This is a genomic window from Streptococcus sp. HMSC072C09 (genome assembly GCF_001813105.1).
Classification (GTDB): Bacteria; Bacillota; Bacilli; order Lactobacillales; family Streptococcaceae; genus Streptococcus.
The window spans coordinates 1-17,016 of record NZ_KV811488.1 but is presented as its reverse complement, the minus strand read 5'-3'; the positions used below and the strand labels follow the sequence as shown (position 1 = coordinate 17,016).

Below are 17,016 nucleotides of genomic sequence, written 5' to 3'. Positions count from 1 at the left end.
TTCTCCTATCTTAACCAATCAATCGGCTCGCGTCCCGCCTCTTTCAAAAATTGATTGGTTTTTGAAAAGGGTTGGGAACCAAAGAATCCTCGGTAGGCCGATAAGGGACTTGGGTGAGCTGATTCAAGGACCAAATGTCGATCGTGGGTAATCAGCGGCTTTTTCTTACGGGCATAAGATCCCCAGAGGATAAAGACAACAGGCTCCTCCAACTCATTGACCACCTTGATCACAGCATCTGTGAAAGGCTCCCAAATTAGTCCTGCATGACCATTAGCCTGACCAGCTGGAACCGTCAAACAGGCATTGAGCAAGAGCACCCCTTGCTCCGCCCAAGAGGTCAGATCGTGGGAACGCTTCTCTCCGATATCTGAGCGCAATTCTTTAAGAATATTTTGCAAAGAAGGTGGCGCTGGTACATGATCTGGAACAGAAAAACTTAAGCCCTGCGCCTGATCCGGTCCATGGTAGGGATCTTGACCTAAGATCAAGACCTTGACCTGATCCATCTCTGTCGTCTGCAAGGCCTTAAAGACCTTGTCACGCGGTGGATAAACCACTCCTTTGCTATAGACTTCATTCATAAAGTCATTGATCTGGTGAAAATACCCTTCTGGAAGATGGGATTTGATGGCTTCATGCCAGGGTGAATGCTGCATGGAAACTCTCCGCTATCCAATAAATTCTTACCTTCCATTATACCACATTTGAAGCAGATCCACTGGATAAAAAAGAGACTGGGACAAAAGTCCTAGCCTCTCAATTATTTTTAGGTTGTCGAGCAAGACGCAGTGGTTGAGTGGGCTCTACTACGCTGATTTCATCAGCTTTTACAGCCCTACTCAACTGTGCAGAGGTGGGACGACGAAATCGAATTCTAACGAATTACCGATTTCTGTCCCACTCTCTGTTTCTGCCTGTCAAACAAGCGAGAGCTTTTAGGTATTTTCTTTCTTGGTAAATCCTGCTAGACCAATCGAAGCGACTAGTAAAATTTGCGGTAAGAATTGGATGAGGTAGCGGGTCTTCCCACCTTCAAAGATGGTCAAGAAGAGCAAACCACCAAAGACCGCTAAGGAAAGGAAGTTAAAGTCATCTGTATCTCGACGCTTGAGATAAGCTCCAACCAAACCAGCCGATAGGACGATCCAGATCACCTGCTTCACAAATTCATAATACTTGTACTGCGGGCGATCAATGCTAAGGAAATAGATCCGCACCCATTTTGCCAGACCATTATTTTTAGTCAGGGGTGCATAGAGAGGATTGATAAAAGGCGTCTTCTCATACTCTACATCTCGGTAGAGCCAGCCCAGGGTCCCTTCTGCAACCGTCAAGGATTGCTTGTAGTAGATATGCCCGATCAAACCGAACGGTCCGTACTCCTTGAGACGGCGCTTGATTTCTTTGATCACATTTTCTTTTTTAAAGAGGCCATTATTGTAATCCGAGCGCTTATCCTCATCGATATAGGCTAACAAGCCATCTTTCATATCTTCTTGGTTGTGCCCCATATCCGTCAAGCCCAGATTGATAAACAAGAGCGGTCCTTTAGCCAACCCTTCTTGTTTCAAGATCGGTACAACTCTTTGATGATTGACCGCCGTATTCAATCCTGCAAAGACAAAGCCCGTCGTCATGACTGTCACCGTAGCAATCTTTCCAAAGGCCTTCCAATTTCCTCTGAAAAAGAGCACAGCCCAAAAGGCAATCATGACAATAATCGTCGTTGGACGGATCAACATGGATACGCCAGATAAGATCCCCAAGCCAACAATCTTCTTCCAGGAGACTGCTTGATCTTCCTTTAAGAGATCCAAGGCCCACCATAATTGAAGGGCAATCAATGGAAGAGGCGGAATGTCCGTGTACATAGAATAGAAATACGGCGAGTAACAGATCAAGCTCACATAGAAGAGATAGACTAGATCAGCCGTTTTTTGATTGAAGTGCTTCTGGGACAGCTTGTACAAGAGGACTGCACCCAGATTGACATAGAGGATATTGAGAGCCTGCATGACCCACAGACCGCTAGAGCCAAATAAGACATAGAAAAACTTCTCGTAAAGAAAGAGCGGAATGTTATTGGGATTGCGACTGAGGTAGTTGGTGATAGAGGATTGCTTAAGAAGATCAAAAGCCCCTTTGAAAACAACCGCAGCATCCCGACGGATCAAGAGCTCCGCACAGACCATAACGATCAACTGAAAGACAACCGCTCCAAGCAAGAAGCCTTTTTTATGCCGAGTCAACCAAGCAAAGGCACTCTTTAGCCCATCGCGTTTCAGCCAGGCTAGCAGAAATAGCAACCCAGCACCTAAAATGGCTAGCCATGAAATCTCTCTCAGATAGGTCACACTGATCAAGAACCAGTGGACCATCACTAGCAACATGACAACATGAAGCATCCCAAATAGAATACGTTTACTTTTCGATAACATAGCTCCATTATATCAAAAAAACAGCATTTCTGCTGTTTTGGACTGACTATCAACTGTAAAGTGAAAAGAAAAGTTGTTCTAAAATGTAATTTATAAACATACTCATTTTATCGAAGCAATTTTTAACTCTTAACCTTAACTAACAGACCTAAAATACTAGAATTAAAATACATAATAATACAAGATAAATTCCAACCGTTAGAATCATTCCGATTTTATAGAAACCGACTAAGCCAGCATATCGTTCGACAAAACCGATCTGTGGGTCGACTGGATTATAAAAGACTGTCATAGGAGACCCGATTGGGAATATCATCCGCAAATCCAGATTTTTGCCGGCTCCAAGAACATAGGTTCTATCGAAAACATTGGTTTGTCTTGACTTAGAAGAAGTCTCTCTGAAATAAGCGTAGGTAAAGGTCTTTTGGTATCTTTCGCCCCCAACTTGATACTCCACCACAGGCAGGGAAATAAGCAGTTGATTTTTGGAATCAAAAGCAACTACTTCTCCCAGAACTTTTGCGGTTGATTCTGTTTTCACTTTTATTTCACGACGATACAAGGTGTAAAAGATGAGCAGCATGATCAAGAAAACAAGGCTCAGAATGCCCAAGCTAAGCCAGAATATTGTTACTGTCATTGATTTTTTTACCCTTTCACATAAACTAGTTGGTTTCAAATCCCTTGAAAAATTTTTATTCTCCCCTTTTCAACCAATTCTGTTGCTGCGCTTTTTCTGCAAAATCTTTTGCTTTGTTTATATCTAGTGAATTTGAATCTGATGGAGCATTGGATTCAATCTCTTCTTTCAATTCTTGTAAAGTTTGAACATCTTTCGGGGTTAAATTAGAGACTGTGCTAGATTCTTTTTCTGTCGAACTTTCTGGCACAGACTGGATCTCGCTATTAGTTTTTATTACCTCAGTTCCTACATCCGTTTTTGGAGCTGGTCGGTATAACATGAAGAATCCAACAATTACAATGATGAAAGATAGGATCGATATCCCATTTCGTTTTTGAATTTCTTCCTGAGGAATTTCTACTCCTTTTGTTGATAAATTCTTCCATTCTGGATGTTCCTTCTCAGCTGCTTTTTTCTCATAAAAGAAAGGTGCAATCAATGACTGATTGATGAAGGTGAGAGTTCCAAGACAGGTTATAAAAAAGGGCACTTCACGAGAGTGGCTAAGCAATATCTGAATATAAAATACACTAGCAATTATACCTAGGACGATAATAATTGTAAATCTAATTTTAAATTCCTTCTTCATTTGCAAATAATGTTCTTTTGTCATCTTATTCTCCCTTAAAAATAGTTTTTCCTTCATCCATAAAAACAATTACTACTATCATACCGGATTTTACTTTGAGATTCAAGTTAATCACCAACTAGTGAAAAGAGTATAAAAAAGAAGCGTTAGAAACGCTTCCGTCCTATTATTTATCTTGCCAAGTTTCTTGGTTTTCCTTGAAACGGTGTAACAACTCTAAACCTTCAGAAGTGATGTAACCTTGTTCTTCTGCTAAATGAATCAATTCTGTGTAGTTAGACAAGGTTTCAAGTTGAACGCCAGCTTCCGCAAATTTCTTATCGGCTTTCTCCAATTGGTAGGTGAAGATGGCAACCACACCAAGAACGTCCGCCCCTTCACGCTTGGCAGCTGCGACAGCATCCAAGACAGATCCACCAGTAGAAATCAAATCTTCCACTACGACCATCTTTTGACCTTGTGGTACACGGCCTTCAATTTGATTTCCAGCACCGTGGTCTTTTGGTTTGCTACGAATGTAGGCAAATGGCAAATTCATCTTGTCCGCAATAATGGCTCCGTGAGGAATCCCAGCAGTTGCTGTACCTGCAATCACTTCCACTTCAGGGAAAGCTTCCTTGATTTTATCTACAAATCCATTTTCGATCAAGGTACGAGTTTCTGGATAAGCGAGGGTTACACGGTTATCGGTATAAATTGGGGACTTGATCCCAGATGCCCAAGTGAACGGTTCTTCTGGTTTCAAATAAACCGCTTCGATTTTCAAAAGATGGCTAGCAATATCTTTAGCTAATGACATGACGACTCCTTTTTACGATTTTAATCATATACGAATTAAATCAATCATTGATTTAAACAACAACTTTACAGGTTAGTGAACGCGTTAGGGAAGGTCCAGTAGGACTTCCCGTAGAGCTACAAAATTTTCACTTTTAGTAGCAATTAGTGTTCCGACGATTATGAGAATAAAACGATACTTTTTATTCTCATAATCTAGTGAATAGTTTAGGGAAGGCCCTATCGGGCTTCCCGTAGAACGTCTTGAAGCACAGCTTCTTAGACGTTCTTAACTATTCCATTGTCTCTTAATTTCATGGTAAGCATCCCATGGGTTTTCTGCTTGGATAATTGGGCGTCCAACGACAATATAGTCAGATCCAATTTTATGAGCCTCTTGTGGGGTCATGACCCGTTTTTGGTCGCCGATTTCAGCTCCAGCAGGACGAATCCCTGGTGTGACACAGACAAAGTCTGATGAAGTGGCGTCCTTGATCAAAGCTACTTCATGGGCTGAACAGACAACGCCATCCAAGCCTGCTTCTTGGGCTTTGCGGGCATAATTAACTACTGATTCTTGGACCGTTGTTTGGATGTTTTGGCAATCACGCATGTCTTCTTCACTGGTAGAAGTCAACTGGGTTACGGCTACCAATTTAGCTCCTTCACCAAGAGCTGCCTTGGCTTCGCGCATCATCTCTACACCACCGGCTGCGTGGACCGTCACCATATCTACTCCGAAAGTACCCAGTACGGACATGGCTGATTTGACTGTATTTGGGATATCATGTAATTTTAAATCAAGGAAAATACTGTGTCCAAGCCCTTTGAGGTAATGTACAATTTCAGGACCAACTGCATAGAAAAATTCCATTCCGATTTTTACAAATAATTTTTCGTCTTCTGGAAAATGCTCTAAAAAGTTTTTGACATCCTCGAAAGCTGGGAAGTCAAGGGCGATAATAGGACGTTCTTCACGCATGGATTACTCCTTTTTTGATTGATCATTTTATCTACAAAAAAACCTTGCCCGAGGCAAGGTTACACGAAAATTAGGTAGGAACAACTACCATGATTCACCGTCTAGACCTTAGGAGCCTCTCTGGACTACTTTAAAGGTTTTTATTTATTGTAGTACGATATTTGGGAAAAGTCAAGGATTTACAGTAGATTTTCCCGTACATGTTTTCGGAAGTTCTCAAGGGTGTCAATACCATAGCGATCCATAACCTGTGGCAGATCTTCGATGATGCTTGGACAAGCATAAGGATCAGTGAAATTAGCGGTTCCAACTCCAATCGCAGAAGCCCCTGCAATCATCATTTCAATGGCTGCTTCTGCTGAATCCACACCTCCCATTCCGATAATCGGAAGTTTAGTGGATTGGGCAACCTGACGGATGAGTTTTAATGCAACTGGGAAAACGGCTGGACCCGACATGCCTCCGGTTCCATTAGCAATGATGGGCTTACCAGTCTTGAGGTCAAAGCGCATGCCCACCAAGGTATTGATCATGGTTAAGCCGGTCGCCCCTGCATCCTCTGCTGCTTTTGCGACCTGCGTGATGTCTGCCACACTAGGCGTTAACTTGACATAGACAGGGACGGAGGACACTTCTACCGCTGCTTTCACAGCCGCATAGGCCAACTCAGGAACCTGCCCGATTAAGAGGCCGTTGTTCCCATGGTCTACGTTGGGACAAGAGATATTGAGCTCAATGGCCTTGACATTTGGTGCTTGCGAGATCTTCCTAGATACCGTTGCATACTCTTCATTGGAGAAGCCAGCCACATTGGCAATAATCGGTAGATCTGGATAATGCTGGGCCAACCAAGGGAGTTTCTCTGCAAGGACCACATCTACACCTGGATTTTGAAGCCCAATGGCATTGAGCATGCCTGCAGGCGTCTCGGCGACACGTGGCGTTGGATTTCCAAAACGAGCTTCCGCAGTCGTCGCCTTGATCATGATGGATCCAAGCAGGTCTAAGTCATAGTATTTAGCATATTCCTGACCGAAGCCAAAACAGCCAGATGCCGGAATAATCGGGTTTTTCAAGTCTAAACCGGGTAAGGATACGGCTAGTCGATTTGCTGTCATAAGATCCTCCTACATCACAATCGTACCGGTTTCAAAGACCGGTCCGTCTTCACACACGCGCTTATTGGCTGCTTGGCTTTCATTTTCTAAATGCACCACACAGGCGTAGCAAGCACCCATCCCACAAGCCATACGGGATTCCATGGAAATGTAGGCGCGGGGATGGTCATGAAATTTGGTATTGACATATTTGAGCATGCCAGGTGCTCCACAAGAATAGATAGCGTCAAACTCCTGGTCCATCTGATCAACGATGGTCGAGACATAGCCCTTAGTGCCATAAGTCCCATCGTCTGTCGTTACAGTGACATGAGCAACCTTAGAAAGCTCTTCTTCCAAAATGACAGCTTCTTTGGTCGCAAAGCCGACAACCACTTCAACTTCCACCCCTTGCTCATGGAGTTGTTTGGCCACTTGGACCAAAGGAGGAACACCGATCCCGCCACCGATGATCAAGGCTTTCTGACCTTTGCCGAGATTGGTGAGATCAAATCCATTTCCCTGAGGCCCCATGACACTGAGTTTGCTACCGATTGGCAATTGGGAAAAGATAGCTGTCCCCCCACCTTCGATGCGATAGATCAAGCGACACGTCTGTGTCTCAGGATCAATCTCAGAAATTGAAATCGGACGGCGAAGGAGCTTGGATCCATCAGGGACGCGGATATGAAGGAATTGTCCTGGCAGCATCTGCGCCACCATTTCGCCCTTCAGGATCATAGAATAGATGCGGGGAGCGATCTCTTCTTGAGCGACCAGCTCCATCTCCTCCATCATGATTTTGCCAAAGCGTTTTTTACAACTGTCACTGACCATTGATTTCCTCTTCTTTCTTTCAGCAAAAAAGACCTCGCAAAAGCAAGGCCCTACAAATGATCAGCTAGACTCCGTCCGCTGATCTTTATTCTGTCTTTCCTTGCAGGCCTCTCTGGACCTCTTAAAGGTTAAATTTGTCTCATTATATCGCGCTCCTTCTCGCTTGTCAAGTAAAATCAGTAACTTAGGAAACTTTACGGGGGTCAAAATCTTCTGGGATCGGTTTGATGTATTGCATGGCGATTCGGTTTTCAGGTTTGCGGTCGACTAGATAAAGAACCAGTAAAAAGAGCCATTCCAAGGGTTTCATTAGGTAATAGATCAGGTCCATAGCCCATTTTTTCTTGATATGTTTGGCAAAGGGATAGCCATAGCGGTCATAATTGCGACGCAAAAAGCGATGGAAACGTGGCGTCTTTTCTTCTAGCACCTGTTCAAAGGCATTGGCGATACAGAGCTGGCGATTGACGACGACTGGATGACCGTGGCGGACGCCCATCCGCTGGGGTTTGACAACTTTTTCATGACCACCAGCCGCAACCGTACAGAGATAGTGCTCATCAATGATGAGATTCTGAGGAGGGATCTTCTGTGAGAAGGCCCAGTCAGCAGTATTGGTCCAGGCCTTGATCATGGAATCCGGTTGCTGCCCAAAGAGCATGAGAATAAGGACAACAAGAGCAAGGGTCGGAAGAGCGACAAGAACTGCTAGCCATGGCCAGTTGCGCGACTTGTTTAAGAGCTGATGGAGCCATTGAAGTAGACGATTCTCATAGGCCATCTCTGTTCGATCTTCCTGCCACTCCTTGATGCGAACCCATAAGAGATGGATGGAATAGATCAGTAAGAAAAAGGTGTGAAAACTTGCTACCTGCAGTTGATTATCAAAAACTAAGAGAAGAACCACTCCTCCTAGAATGCCACTGATGCAGAAGATATTTGCTAACGGCGAGAGTGAATTCGCATCTCTGTAGGAATAAATGATCAAGGCTAGTAAAGTAAGAGCTGCCAGTGTGAAGAAGGTCGGATATGCGCCAGACCAGATCAGGGCATGTTTCTGAGAATTGATCAAGGGCTCATTCCATTCGTAAAAGGTCATATCCTTGACGATGTAAATGAAAATCGCTTCGAGAAAGCAACCAAAGAGACCAAACCAAAGAACAATTGTAGGCTGTTGCTTTTTCTTTTTGGTAGGCTTAGGACTAGGTGATTCTTGCCTTTCTTTCATAAGGAATGCGTCAACTTCTCTTGTCCCTTCTCCTTCCTTTGGCCCTCTATCTTCAAACAAATCAGGATCTTCGAGAGCTTCTTCCTCTGCTTCTTTGAACTGGAGGCTAGACCACCGACCGATCCCATAAATGATGACAAAAATATTGGGAACAAAGAGGGCAATGGTCAAACCGTAAGGAAAGATCTCCATCGTGAAGGCAATGATCTCCCAAACGCTAAATTGGATGAATGGATCCTTTATTGCATAGATCGACTCACTAACAACAAAATAAATGTAAAAGGCTAATAGAATTAGTGCATTGGTCACAAAATTGATCTGCATCAGACCGGCTGTGTAATGGGTTTCCAATTCCTTATCCTTTTTCTTATACCAGGAAACGAGTTTTTTCATAAGATCTCCTCAATCAATTTTTTACCATTCTATCAATCAGCTCACCCCTTAATCAAGGCAAAACTGTATTTTTCCATCAAAATCAGTCCCCAGATGGAGATTTTGCTCCCAATTTTCTATTTTTTAAATATTTGATCTAGCCTACTTCCTATTACCTCCCTCAGCCTGCATTATACTCTGATACAGTCCTTGAAAGACCACATTTTACGGGAAAAACGCTCTTTTTTATGTTAAAATAAAAGCATGAGAATACAACAATTACAATACATTATCAAAATCGTCGAAACCGGCTCTATGAATGAGGCCGCAAAACAACTCTTCATCACGCAACCTAGCCTTTCCAATGCCGTTAAGGACTTGGAAAATGAGATGGGGATTGAAATCTTTATCCGGAATCCTAAAGGGATCACTTTGACCCGCGATGGGATGGAGTTCCTCTCTTATGCCCGCCAGGTGGTGGAGCAGATTGACCTCTTGTCCGAGCGCTATAAAAATCCCGTGGGCTCTCGTGAGCTTTTCAGCGTCTCTTCACAGCACTACGCCTTCGTAGTTGAGGCCTTCGTTTCACTACTGAAGAAAAGCGACATGGAAAAATACGAGCTCTTCCTACGGGAGACGCGGACTTGGGAGATCATTGATGACGTCAAGAATTTCCGAAGCGAGGTTGGCGTACTCTTTTTGAATAGCTACAACCGAGATGTCCTCTCTAAGATGTTGGATGATAATCACCTGGTTGCTACCCACCTCTTTACAGCCCAGCCTCATATCTTTGTCAGCAAGACCAATCCTCTTGCCAAGAAGGAGATCGTCCACTTGTCAGATCTGGAAGATTTCCCATACCTTAGCTATGACCAAGGAACCCACAACTCCTTCTACTTCTCAGAAGAGATCCTCTCTCAAGAGCATCATAAGAAATCCATCGTCGTCAGTGACCGGGCGACCCTCTTTAATCTCTTGATTGGTCTGGATGGCTACACCATTGCGACCGGAATTCTCAACAGCAATCTCAACGGAAATAACATCGTCTCCATTCCCCTTGATATCGAAGACCCGATCGAGCTGGTCTACATCAAACATGAAAAAACAGCCCTCTCAAAAATGGGAGAAAAATTCATCGAGTACTTGCTTGAGGAAGTGAAGTTTGATAAGTAAGGAGGCGATATGAAACCTAAATTCATTCTGTTTTTCGTTGCACTTACATTTATCTTTGGAATTATAGCTTTAAACGACAAATCGAAACCCGATCCAAAAATTGATGTTATTCCAAGTAATCCTAATATTGCTCTAAATGTAAAATTAAATGGTTATTTTGACTCTGTACATCCAGTAAAAAACTTGGAGGAAGGAGACAATAGGTATTATTTAGAATTTAAAATTATTGGAACTGAAGAAATCTCTAAATATGATATCAGTATTTTAGATAACAATAATCAAGAACAAGAGATCTTGGACTTTGAGGATCTAGACGATGGCAGTTACACCCTTTGGTTTGCTGGTAGACCGAATACTAAATATAAATTTGTTCACTTAGATATATACTCGAGACCCAAAGAATATACCTATTTTACAACTCCATCTAACAAGACAAACTTAACTAAAATTGAAAAGTCTGCTAAAGAATTTTTTAAACAAAATCTGGAGAAAGAGATTAAAGAAGACTTATTCCAAAATCTTGACACTAATTGGGAAAACATAACTCTTTATTACATTCCAACAGATAAAGAGAAAAAAGCGATCGTCGAAGCCTACTGGAATGCCTTTATAAAAGGCTGGTATGATACCTATCAGTTTCAGTTATCCTCAGTAAATGATGATACTTATAACTTTGAGATTCACTATAAGTGGTCTCCTCCAGACATGGATGCACTGAATAGAAAAATTGATGAACGAGAAGGCCAATTAAAAAAGGAATTCAAAAATAACCCTAAGAAAGTATACCAAACTATTATTTCTGAACTACCAACAATGGTAAAAGAAACACCAAAGTTAAATGAAACAGAGGATAATAAAGCGAATTTCACTCTTAATCGAGAATATTTTTCTGCTGATGATACCTATTCAGACTTATCTATATCTGATTTATATACCGTTACAAATCCAATAAGGAAAATATATCCATAAAAACTAACACCAGATAGCATAAAGCTATCTGGCGTTGGTTTTTTCCTTATTATTTAGTATTTCAGTCACGTATTGGTCTTTCGTTTCGTTTGTATAAGTTTTTGATCTAGACTGAACTCTGATTCCTTTTTGATCATTTTGCTGATCCATCACATACGTTTCTGTTATCGTCGTTTTAAAATTATTACCTGTCGTACTTAGATGAATTGGTAAATTTTCAAACCGTTCAGAATAAAATAACTGATAGGGGTACCATTCAAGCTTAATATTTAACCTATCATTGAATAGGCTATCTGTACCACCAATTATTCTATCAGAATCTCGTATCCAATAATTTCTTTTGCCATCAGGTTGATAGTCATCAAAAAATTTTTGACGTTCTTCTGCTGAATGTGACTTATCTTGTAAAAAATAGGTCTGTTGAAAAAAATTAAAATCAGGTGCAACGTCATACTCATAATATGTTTGAAGTTTCTGTGTTTTCGGATTTTTTAACTGAAAACTCGTAACTACATATTGATCCCCTGATTTTTGATAGATCGTATCCCCTTGGTAAATCATTAGATAGTTTCTAAACTCACTACCATCTCCTTTTCCAATCCCCGGAAAACGAAGTGATAATTTATTAAACTGTTCATAATTAAAGCTATCCGATTTAAAGAGTGAACCGCTATTATAACGGTCGAATAAGATATCTAATTTTGTCTTATCAGTGAAGGATAAATGTAAAATGGTATAATTCCCATCAGATTTTAAATCCCTTCTTGTAGATTCTATCCATTGCCCCTCAACAGGTTTTGACTCATCAAAATGAACAAACTCAATATTAATATCCTGTATCGTCTTTTTCAGGCCCTTTTTCTGACTAACTTTTAAATTGTAAACCTTATGATAAATATGTTCTGAATCAAACCAATCTGGCTTGATATAATACCGAAGCCCAATGTAGCCAATAAACAAACTTACTAAAGCAAGAAGGATATATTTCTTCTTAATCTTCAACTTCTTCATGCTCACCTCCTAAATATGAACTCTACTAACAAGATTGAAAGCTCTTGTTTCTTACTTATATTTCTCTTCATCTTTTGCTCGATCATTAATTTCGTGGAACTCCAACAGTTTACCAAGGACTTCTTGTACGTATTCCTCTTTATTTTTCTCTGTATAGGTTTTTGTGGCTGTCCGCACTTTCATCTGATCATTGTGATCAGGCTTTATCAACTGCGTACGAGTGACGGTTGTTTTAAATTCAGAACCTGTGAGATCTATTTTCAGAGGGAGATTCGATAGAGCATCTGAATAGAACCATTTATAATAGTGAAACTGATAGGGGTAGGTGCTAGTCAACTCTTTAGGGAAAGGATCGACTCCTCTATCCCAGTAGCCCTTCCAACTGTTATGGTAATCATCATAAAAAGATTGCATGTCTGCTTGGCTCACATCTTTTTTAGTTTTTAAATACACAGGAGAATCTGTTTTCTCTGGCAAATGCCCATATTCATAATAGGTTTGTAACTTTCCAGTTTTTGGATTCTTTAGATCAAAACGCGTAACAGCTTCCGTTTCAGGAAGTTGATAGAGAGTGTCTCCTACATACATCATTCCACTAAAATAAGCAAAGGAAAGATTTCGATTATACTCTGTACTGAATTTCGGGAATCTAGGAAGCATTTTCTCCTCTAATTTATCATTGTATTCCAAATCCCGACTAAATGTTGGACCTAAATGAAATGCCTTTTGTAGCGGGATTCTGATTTTTGAGCCATCTTCTAACAGGGCATGTAAAATGACATCTCCACCGTCATAAGGACCAATATCAGACCGAAGATCTTCCGACCAAGTCAATCCATCAGGAACAGCAGCCCTATCGTCGTATATAAATTCAAGATTAATTTCTTTTACTTTTGCTTTTTTAGGCTCGATCTTCTCTGATTTGTAGTTATATACCTTAATATACTGATCATTCTTATCAAACAAACCAGGATCAACAGATGTTTTCAAATAGTGATAAAGTCCAAAGAAGAATAGTCCTAAAGCTACTAAAACGAGTGGTAATATTCTTTTAAACTTCTTCATACTCGCCTCCTTAAGAAAATCTATTTCATTATATCATAATCAAATACATTCTTATAGCACTAGTCAAAATTGAGACATAAAAACACCTGAAACAAGTGGATTTCCACTTCTCTCAGGTGTTCTTTTATTGTCTTAATTGAGAAAAGATTTGGCCGATTTTTCCTTCGATAACCAGGTCTGCTTGCTTGTCTTGTGGGATACTGGTTTTATTGATGACAACCAGCTTCTTCCCTCGGAAATACTGGATCAAGCTAGCTGCTGGGTAGACCACAAGAGAGGTTCCACCGATAATCAGGAGATCAGCCTCTTGGATGGCTTGGGCTGCTTGACTAAAGACGTTCATATCAAGAGGCTCCTCGTAGAGGGTCACATCAGGCTTGACCACCTTGCCACAGCCCAGACAGTGTGGAACCGGGCCTTCCAAAGCTAGAAAAGCCTCCAAATCATAAAATCGCTGGCAACCCGTACAGTAATTGCGGTCGGCACTGCCGTGGAGCTTCAAGACTTTTTTAGAACCAGCCATTTCGTGGAGACTATCGATATTTTGTGTCACCACTGCCTTGAGCTTACCAGTCTCCTCAAGCCGAGCCAGATAGCGATGGGCAGCATTAGGCTTGGCATCTGGGTAGAGTAGGTATTTCTTATAGAAGTCGAAAAAGTCCTCTGGATAACGCGCAAACATAGTATGGGAGACCAATTGCTCAGCTGTCAAATGTCGCCCCACCTGAACACTATAGACACCATCTGAACTTCGAAAATCTGGAATATTTGACTCTGTGGAAACTCCTGCCCCTCCGAAAAACACGATCCGTTGACTCTGATCAATCATCTCCTGTAGTTGAGCAATCTTATCCATCTACTTCTCCTTTAGTAGCTCTTCCATAACAGCATTGGCCTGATCAAAATAAAAGTTAGCTTGATCATAATGGATGCCTGTGTAGCTTGCAAGGTCAATCAAATTCTTCATAAAATCCTGAGAAGAGAAACCCGTCGTCCGATGGAGCTCTTCTTCATCAAAAGGCTTGATCAAGTGGGCCAAGGGATTGCGAACTGATTTTTCTAACTCCCGCAATTGTTGGGCTTCAACTTTGACGCTATCTGGAAAATCCAACTGCACAATCAACTCCGTCAAACTGGACGAATTGACCACACTTTCGCTGTGGAATTGCTGCAGGATAGGGTTGTCGGACGCATGCAGGCTCTCAAACTTCCAACGGTCATAACTGGATTCTTTGGAGTTATGAATATAGTTGGTAATATCAGGAATTTTCAACTGAATCAAACGCATAAAGATCCGATAGATGGCTGGGCTAACGGCACGAACAAAGTCAATAATCTGCTCATTTCGCAACTTCGCTTCGAGATCATAGAGGTAGTTGGCCAACTGCTCGTCTTCTGGATCCTCATGCCAAAAAAGCTGAAAACCAGTCGCCTCTAGCAACTCGGTTCTCAACTTTTGATTCATGACGGGTTGGATATTGAGCTCTCGACGCTCCGCCATTAACTGTAGTAAACTTACCAACAAATCCGGTACTTCTTCCTGCTGCTTGATAGAGCGCAGAGCCCGGCTGTAGTGATAATTTTGGAGGTCGTAGAGCCATTCATCATGAAAGAATGTTGCCATTAGTCTGCAATCAAGGTCTCAAGACCGACTTTCATCATGTCTGTGAAAGTATTTTGACGTTCTTCAGCGGTTGTATCCTCATCAGGATTGACCAAACTGTCTGAAATCGTCATGATAGCAAGCGCATCCACATGGTGTTGAGCAGCAAGATAATAGAGAGCCGCTGCTTCCATTTCTACAGCTTTCACACCCCATTTACCAAGCTCGATGTTCTTTTCACCATAGTTTGAATAGAAGACATCAGAAGACAAGACATTACCCACGTGAGTGGTCATGCCAAGATCTTTGGCAATATGGTAAGCCTTGTCTAAAAGATCAAAGCTAGCGATTTGTGGGAAATCGTATTGAGGCCAGTCGTTACGGATGATGTTTGAGTTGGTTGCAGCAGCTTGTGCCAAGACCAATTCACGAACATGCACATCCTCGTTCAAAGAACCAGCTGTTCCCACACGGATTAATTTTTTCACGCCGTAGTCGACAATCAACTCACGCGCATAAATAGAGATGGATGGCATCCCCATTCCAGTACCCATGACAGAAACACGGTGACCTTTATAAGTACCCGTGTAACCAAACATGTTACGGACTTCGTTGAAGCAAACAGCGTCTTCAAGGAAATTCTCAGCAATAAATTTCGCACGAAGAGGATCCCCAGGAAGAAGAATTTTATCAGCAATTTCACCCTGCTTAGCAGCAATATGGATAGACATAGTTTATGATACAAAGAGCGACCAGAAAGCGACTGAAAATTAGGAATCTGACGAGAAATCCTGATTTCTCAGTCAGATTATCTATTTTCCGAGCTTTCCGCTCGTGTTCAAATCAGAACACATGCTCTACCTTTCTTTTTTATTTTTTAGAATAGGCGTTAAAGAGAACAAAGTAAAAATAGGAAACTGACGACGCATCGCAGATGCTAGACAGTTTATCTTTTTTACACAGTTCTCCGCCCGTATTCAGTTCAGCGAATACGGTAAACCCATCCTTTCTTTTTTATTGAGTATTTAGGAGAGCTTTCCGCTCGTGTTCAAATTAGAACACATGCTCTTCCTTTCATTTTTATATTTAATTTGTTAATGAATCCAAAAACGCATAGAGTTTGGCATTCATTTCTCGATAATCGTAAGCACGAATGGCTTCAGGTTTTTGAACAAAGGTCAGTTTTTGACTTTGTTCTACCAAAAGATCTTCACCGTCAGCAGCAATCAAGAGATCGACTGCTTCTGGATCAAATTCCAGGTGGGCTTGGAAGGCATAGTGTTTAGGACTGAAGCGAATAATCTGACGTGGACAACCTTGACTGGTCGCAAGAACGATAGCATCCTCTGTCAATCCTGGCATATCACCATGCCAATGACCAGTTTCAAGAGTTGCTCCAAACTCACCGACATGCGGATCTGTGAGTCCTTCAGGCGTTAAGGTCACAGGAAAAACACCAATCTCACGTTCTGGACTGTGCTCATAGTTCGCGCCATAAGCAACAGACAGGAGCTGAGCACCAAGACAGACCCCAACAATATAACGATCTGCCTTCATGGCCTTTTGAATCAGGTCGATCTCTGCCTGAGGATCGTAGTATGGAAAAGCTTTTCGATCTTCGTCTGGCGATTGAGGTCCTCCCATGACGATCAAAAAGTCAATCTCATCCACTGACTCTGGTAAGGTTTCATTCTCATAGACTTTAGTCGTGGTCACTTGATGGCCACGCTCCTGTGCCCATTTTAGATAAGCGCCCGGCACTTCAAAGGTTTCATGCAGTACAAAATGTACCTTCATCATTTCTTCTCCCATCTCTTTCGAATCACGTATGACAGACCAGCCGCAAGTACCAGCGGAATAGTCAAATTCCAAGTTTGGCCTGTAAATCCAAGGCTCAGGGCAATGGCTGTCAGAGGAGCTTGTAGGGTCGTCCCTAAAAAGACTGTAGCTCCAAGTAACATCCCTATAGCTGGATCCAGATGAATCCCAAGGACTGTCAAAAGCAAGGTCACTAGATAGCCAGATCCAATCCCTAAGGCAAATGATGGTGTCAAGGTCCCTCCATAGGCACCATTGCGCAAGAGGAGGTAAACCATAAGCCCCTTCACTGCAAGAGTCAGTGGAAGATAAGGAATCGACTGGCTAGACAAGAGGGCTTGCGCTAGTACCTGGCCATTTCCCATAAAGATA

Annotated in this window: 18 protein-coding genes; 2 read left to right on the top strand and 16 right to left on the bottom strand. The window is 41.9% G+C overall.

Going from position 1 to position 17,016, the window contains the following annotated elements:
• Nucleotides 1-5: 5 nt before the first annotated feature.
• The 9 genes from HMPREF2893_RS02450 to HMPREF2893_RS02410 form a co-directional block, all read right to left on the bottom strand.
• Complete coding sequence (locus HMPREF2893_RS02450; protein ID WP_049490676.1) at nucleotides 6-659, bottom strand: uracil-DNA glycosylase; 654 nt, start codon at nucleotides 657-659, stop codon at nucleotides 6-8.
• 279 nt (nucleotides 660-938) lie between these two features.
• The gene (locus HMPREF2893_RS02445) at nucleotides 939-2,441 is read right to left on the bottom strand and encodes a glycosyltransferase family 39 protein (protein ID WP_049491138.1); all 1,503 of its coding nucleotides are present in this window, start codon (nucleotides 2,439-2,441) and stop codon (nucleotides 939-941) included.
• A 148-nt stretch (nucleotides 2,442-2,589) separates the two neighbouring features.
• Nucleotides 2,590-3,081, bottom strand: a complete 492-nt coding sequence (locus tag HMPREF2893_RS02440) for a DUF3592 domain-containing protein (protein ID WP_023917987.1) — start codon at nucleotides 3,079-3,081, stop codon at nucleotides 2,590-2,592.
• A 55-nt stretch (nucleotides 3,082-3,136) separates the two neighbouring features.
• Entirely contained in the window at nucleotides 3,137-3,736 is a 600-nt protein-coding gene (locus HMPREF2893_RS02435; protein ID WP_049491140.1) for a hypothetical protein, read from the bottom strand.
• Nucleotides 3,737-3,878: 142 nt separating this feature from the next.
• Nucleotides 3,879-4,511: an orotate phosphoribosyltransferase gene (gene pyrE / locus HMPREF2893_RS02430; RefSeq protein WP_023917983.1), complete on the bottom strand. Its 633-nt coding sequence runs from the start codon at nucleotides 4,509-4,511 to the stop codon at nucleotides 3,879-3,881.
• 267 nt (nucleotides 4,512-4,778) lie between these two features.
• Nucleotides 4,779-5,471 carry an orotidine-5'-phosphate decarboxylase gene (pyrF, locus tag HMPREF2893_RS02425; protein ID WP_013903499.1) on the bottom strand — a complete coding sequence of 231 codons (693 nt, stop codon included), beginning with the start codon at nucleotides 5,469-5,471 and terminating at the stop codon, nucleotides 4,779-4,781.
• A 179-nt stretch (nucleotides 5,472-5,650) separates the two neighbouring features.
• Nucleotides 5,651-6,589: a dihydroorotate dehydrogenase gene (locus HMPREF2893_RS02420; protein WP_049491142.1), complete on the bottom strand. Its 939-nt coding sequence runs from the start codon at nucleotides 6,587-6,589 to the stop codon at nucleotides 5,651-5,653.
• Nucleotides 6,590-6,598: 9 nt separating this feature from the next.
• On the bottom strand, nucleotides 6,599-7,405 hold the full coding sequence (locus HMPREF2893_RS02415; RefSeq protein ID WP_049491145.1) for a dihydroorotate dehydrogenase electron transfer subunit: 807 nt from the start codon (nucleotides 7,403-7,405) through the stop codon (nucleotides 6,599-6,601).
• Nucleotides 7,406-7,589: 184 nt separating this feature from the next.
• On the bottom strand, nucleotides 7,590-9,026 hold the full coding sequence (locus HMPREF2893_RS02410) for a DUF6688 domain-containing protein (protein WP_070674008.1): 1,437 nt from the start codon (nucleotides 9,024-9,026) through the stop codon (nucleotides 7,590-7,592).
• A gap of 243 nt (nucleotides 9,027-9,269) precedes the next feature.
• On the opposite strand from HMPREF2893_RS02410, the gene HMPREF2893_RS02405 reads away from it, so the two are divergent.
• On the top strand, nucleotides 9,270-10,178 hold the full coding sequence (locus HMPREF2893_RS02405; protein ID WP_013903495.1) for a LysR family transcriptional regulator: 909 nt from the start codon (nucleotides 9,270-9,272) through the stop codon (nucleotides 10,176-10,178).
• A gap of 9 nt (nucleotides 10,179-10,187) precedes the next feature.
• Nucleotides 10,188-11,147: a hypothetical protein gene (locus HMPREF2893_RS02400; RefSeq protein ID WP_070674006.1), complete on the top strand. Its 960-nt coding sequence runs from the start codon at nucleotides 10,188-10,190 to the stop codon at nucleotides 11,145-11,147.
• 24 nt (nucleotides 11,148-11,171) lie between these two features.
• On the opposite strand, the gene HMPREF2893_RS02395 is transcribed toward HMPREF2893_RS02400, so the two are convergent.
• The 7 genes from HMPREF2893_RS02395 to HMPREF2893_RS02365 form a co-directional block, all read right to left on the bottom strand.
• The gene (locus tag HMPREF2893_RS02395) at nucleotides 11,172-12,158 is read right to left on the bottom strand and encodes a hypothetical protein (protein ID WP_070674004.1); all 987 of its coding nucleotides are present in this window, start codon (nucleotides 12,156-12,158) and stop codon (nucleotides 11,172-11,174) included.
• A 51-nt stretch (nucleotides 12,159-12,209) separates the two neighbouring features.
• Complete coding sequence (locus tag HMPREF2893_RS02390) at nucleotides 12,210-13,223, bottom strand: hypothetical protein (protein WP_070674002.1); 1,014 nt, start codon at nucleotides 13,221-13,223, stop codon at nucleotides 12,210-12,212.
• Between the two features lie 124 nt (nucleotides 13,224-13,347).
• On the bottom strand, nucleotides 13,348-14,079 hold the full coding sequence (locus tag HMPREF2893_RS02385) for an NAD-dependent protein deacylase (RefSeq protein ID WP_070674000.1): 732 nt from the start codon (nucleotides 14,077-14,079) through the stop codon (nucleotides 13,348-13,350).
• Nucleotides 14,080-14,847 carry a hypothetical protein gene (locus HMPREF2893_RS02380; protein ID WP_070673998.1) on the bottom strand — a complete coding sequence of 256 codons (768 nt, stop codon included), beginning with the start codon at nucleotides 14,845-14,847 and terminating at the stop codon, nucleotides 14,080-14,082.
• Entirely contained in the window at nucleotides 14,847-15,557 is a 711-nt protein-coding gene (deoD, locus tag HMPREF2893_RS02375; RefSeq protein WP_003007097.1) for a purine-nucleoside phosphorylase, read from the bottom strand. The genes HMPREF2893_RS02380 and deoD overlap by 1 nt, the downstream gene beginning before the upstream one ends.
• A 355-nt stretch (nucleotides 15,558-15,912) precedes the next feature.
• A complete protein-coding gene (locus HMPREF2893_RS02370) occupies nucleotides 15,913-16,626 on the bottom strand; it encodes a type 1 glutamine amidotransferase (RefSeq protein ID WP_070674262.1) in 714 nt (237 codons plus the stop codon).
• Nucleotides 16,623-17,016 (bottom strand): chloride channel protein (locus tag HMPREF2893_RS02365; protein ID WP_186822237.1); only part of this gene is annotated, 394 nt, incomplete at its 5' end. The genes HMPREF2893_RS02370 and HMPREF2893_RS02365, both read right to left, overlap by 4 nt.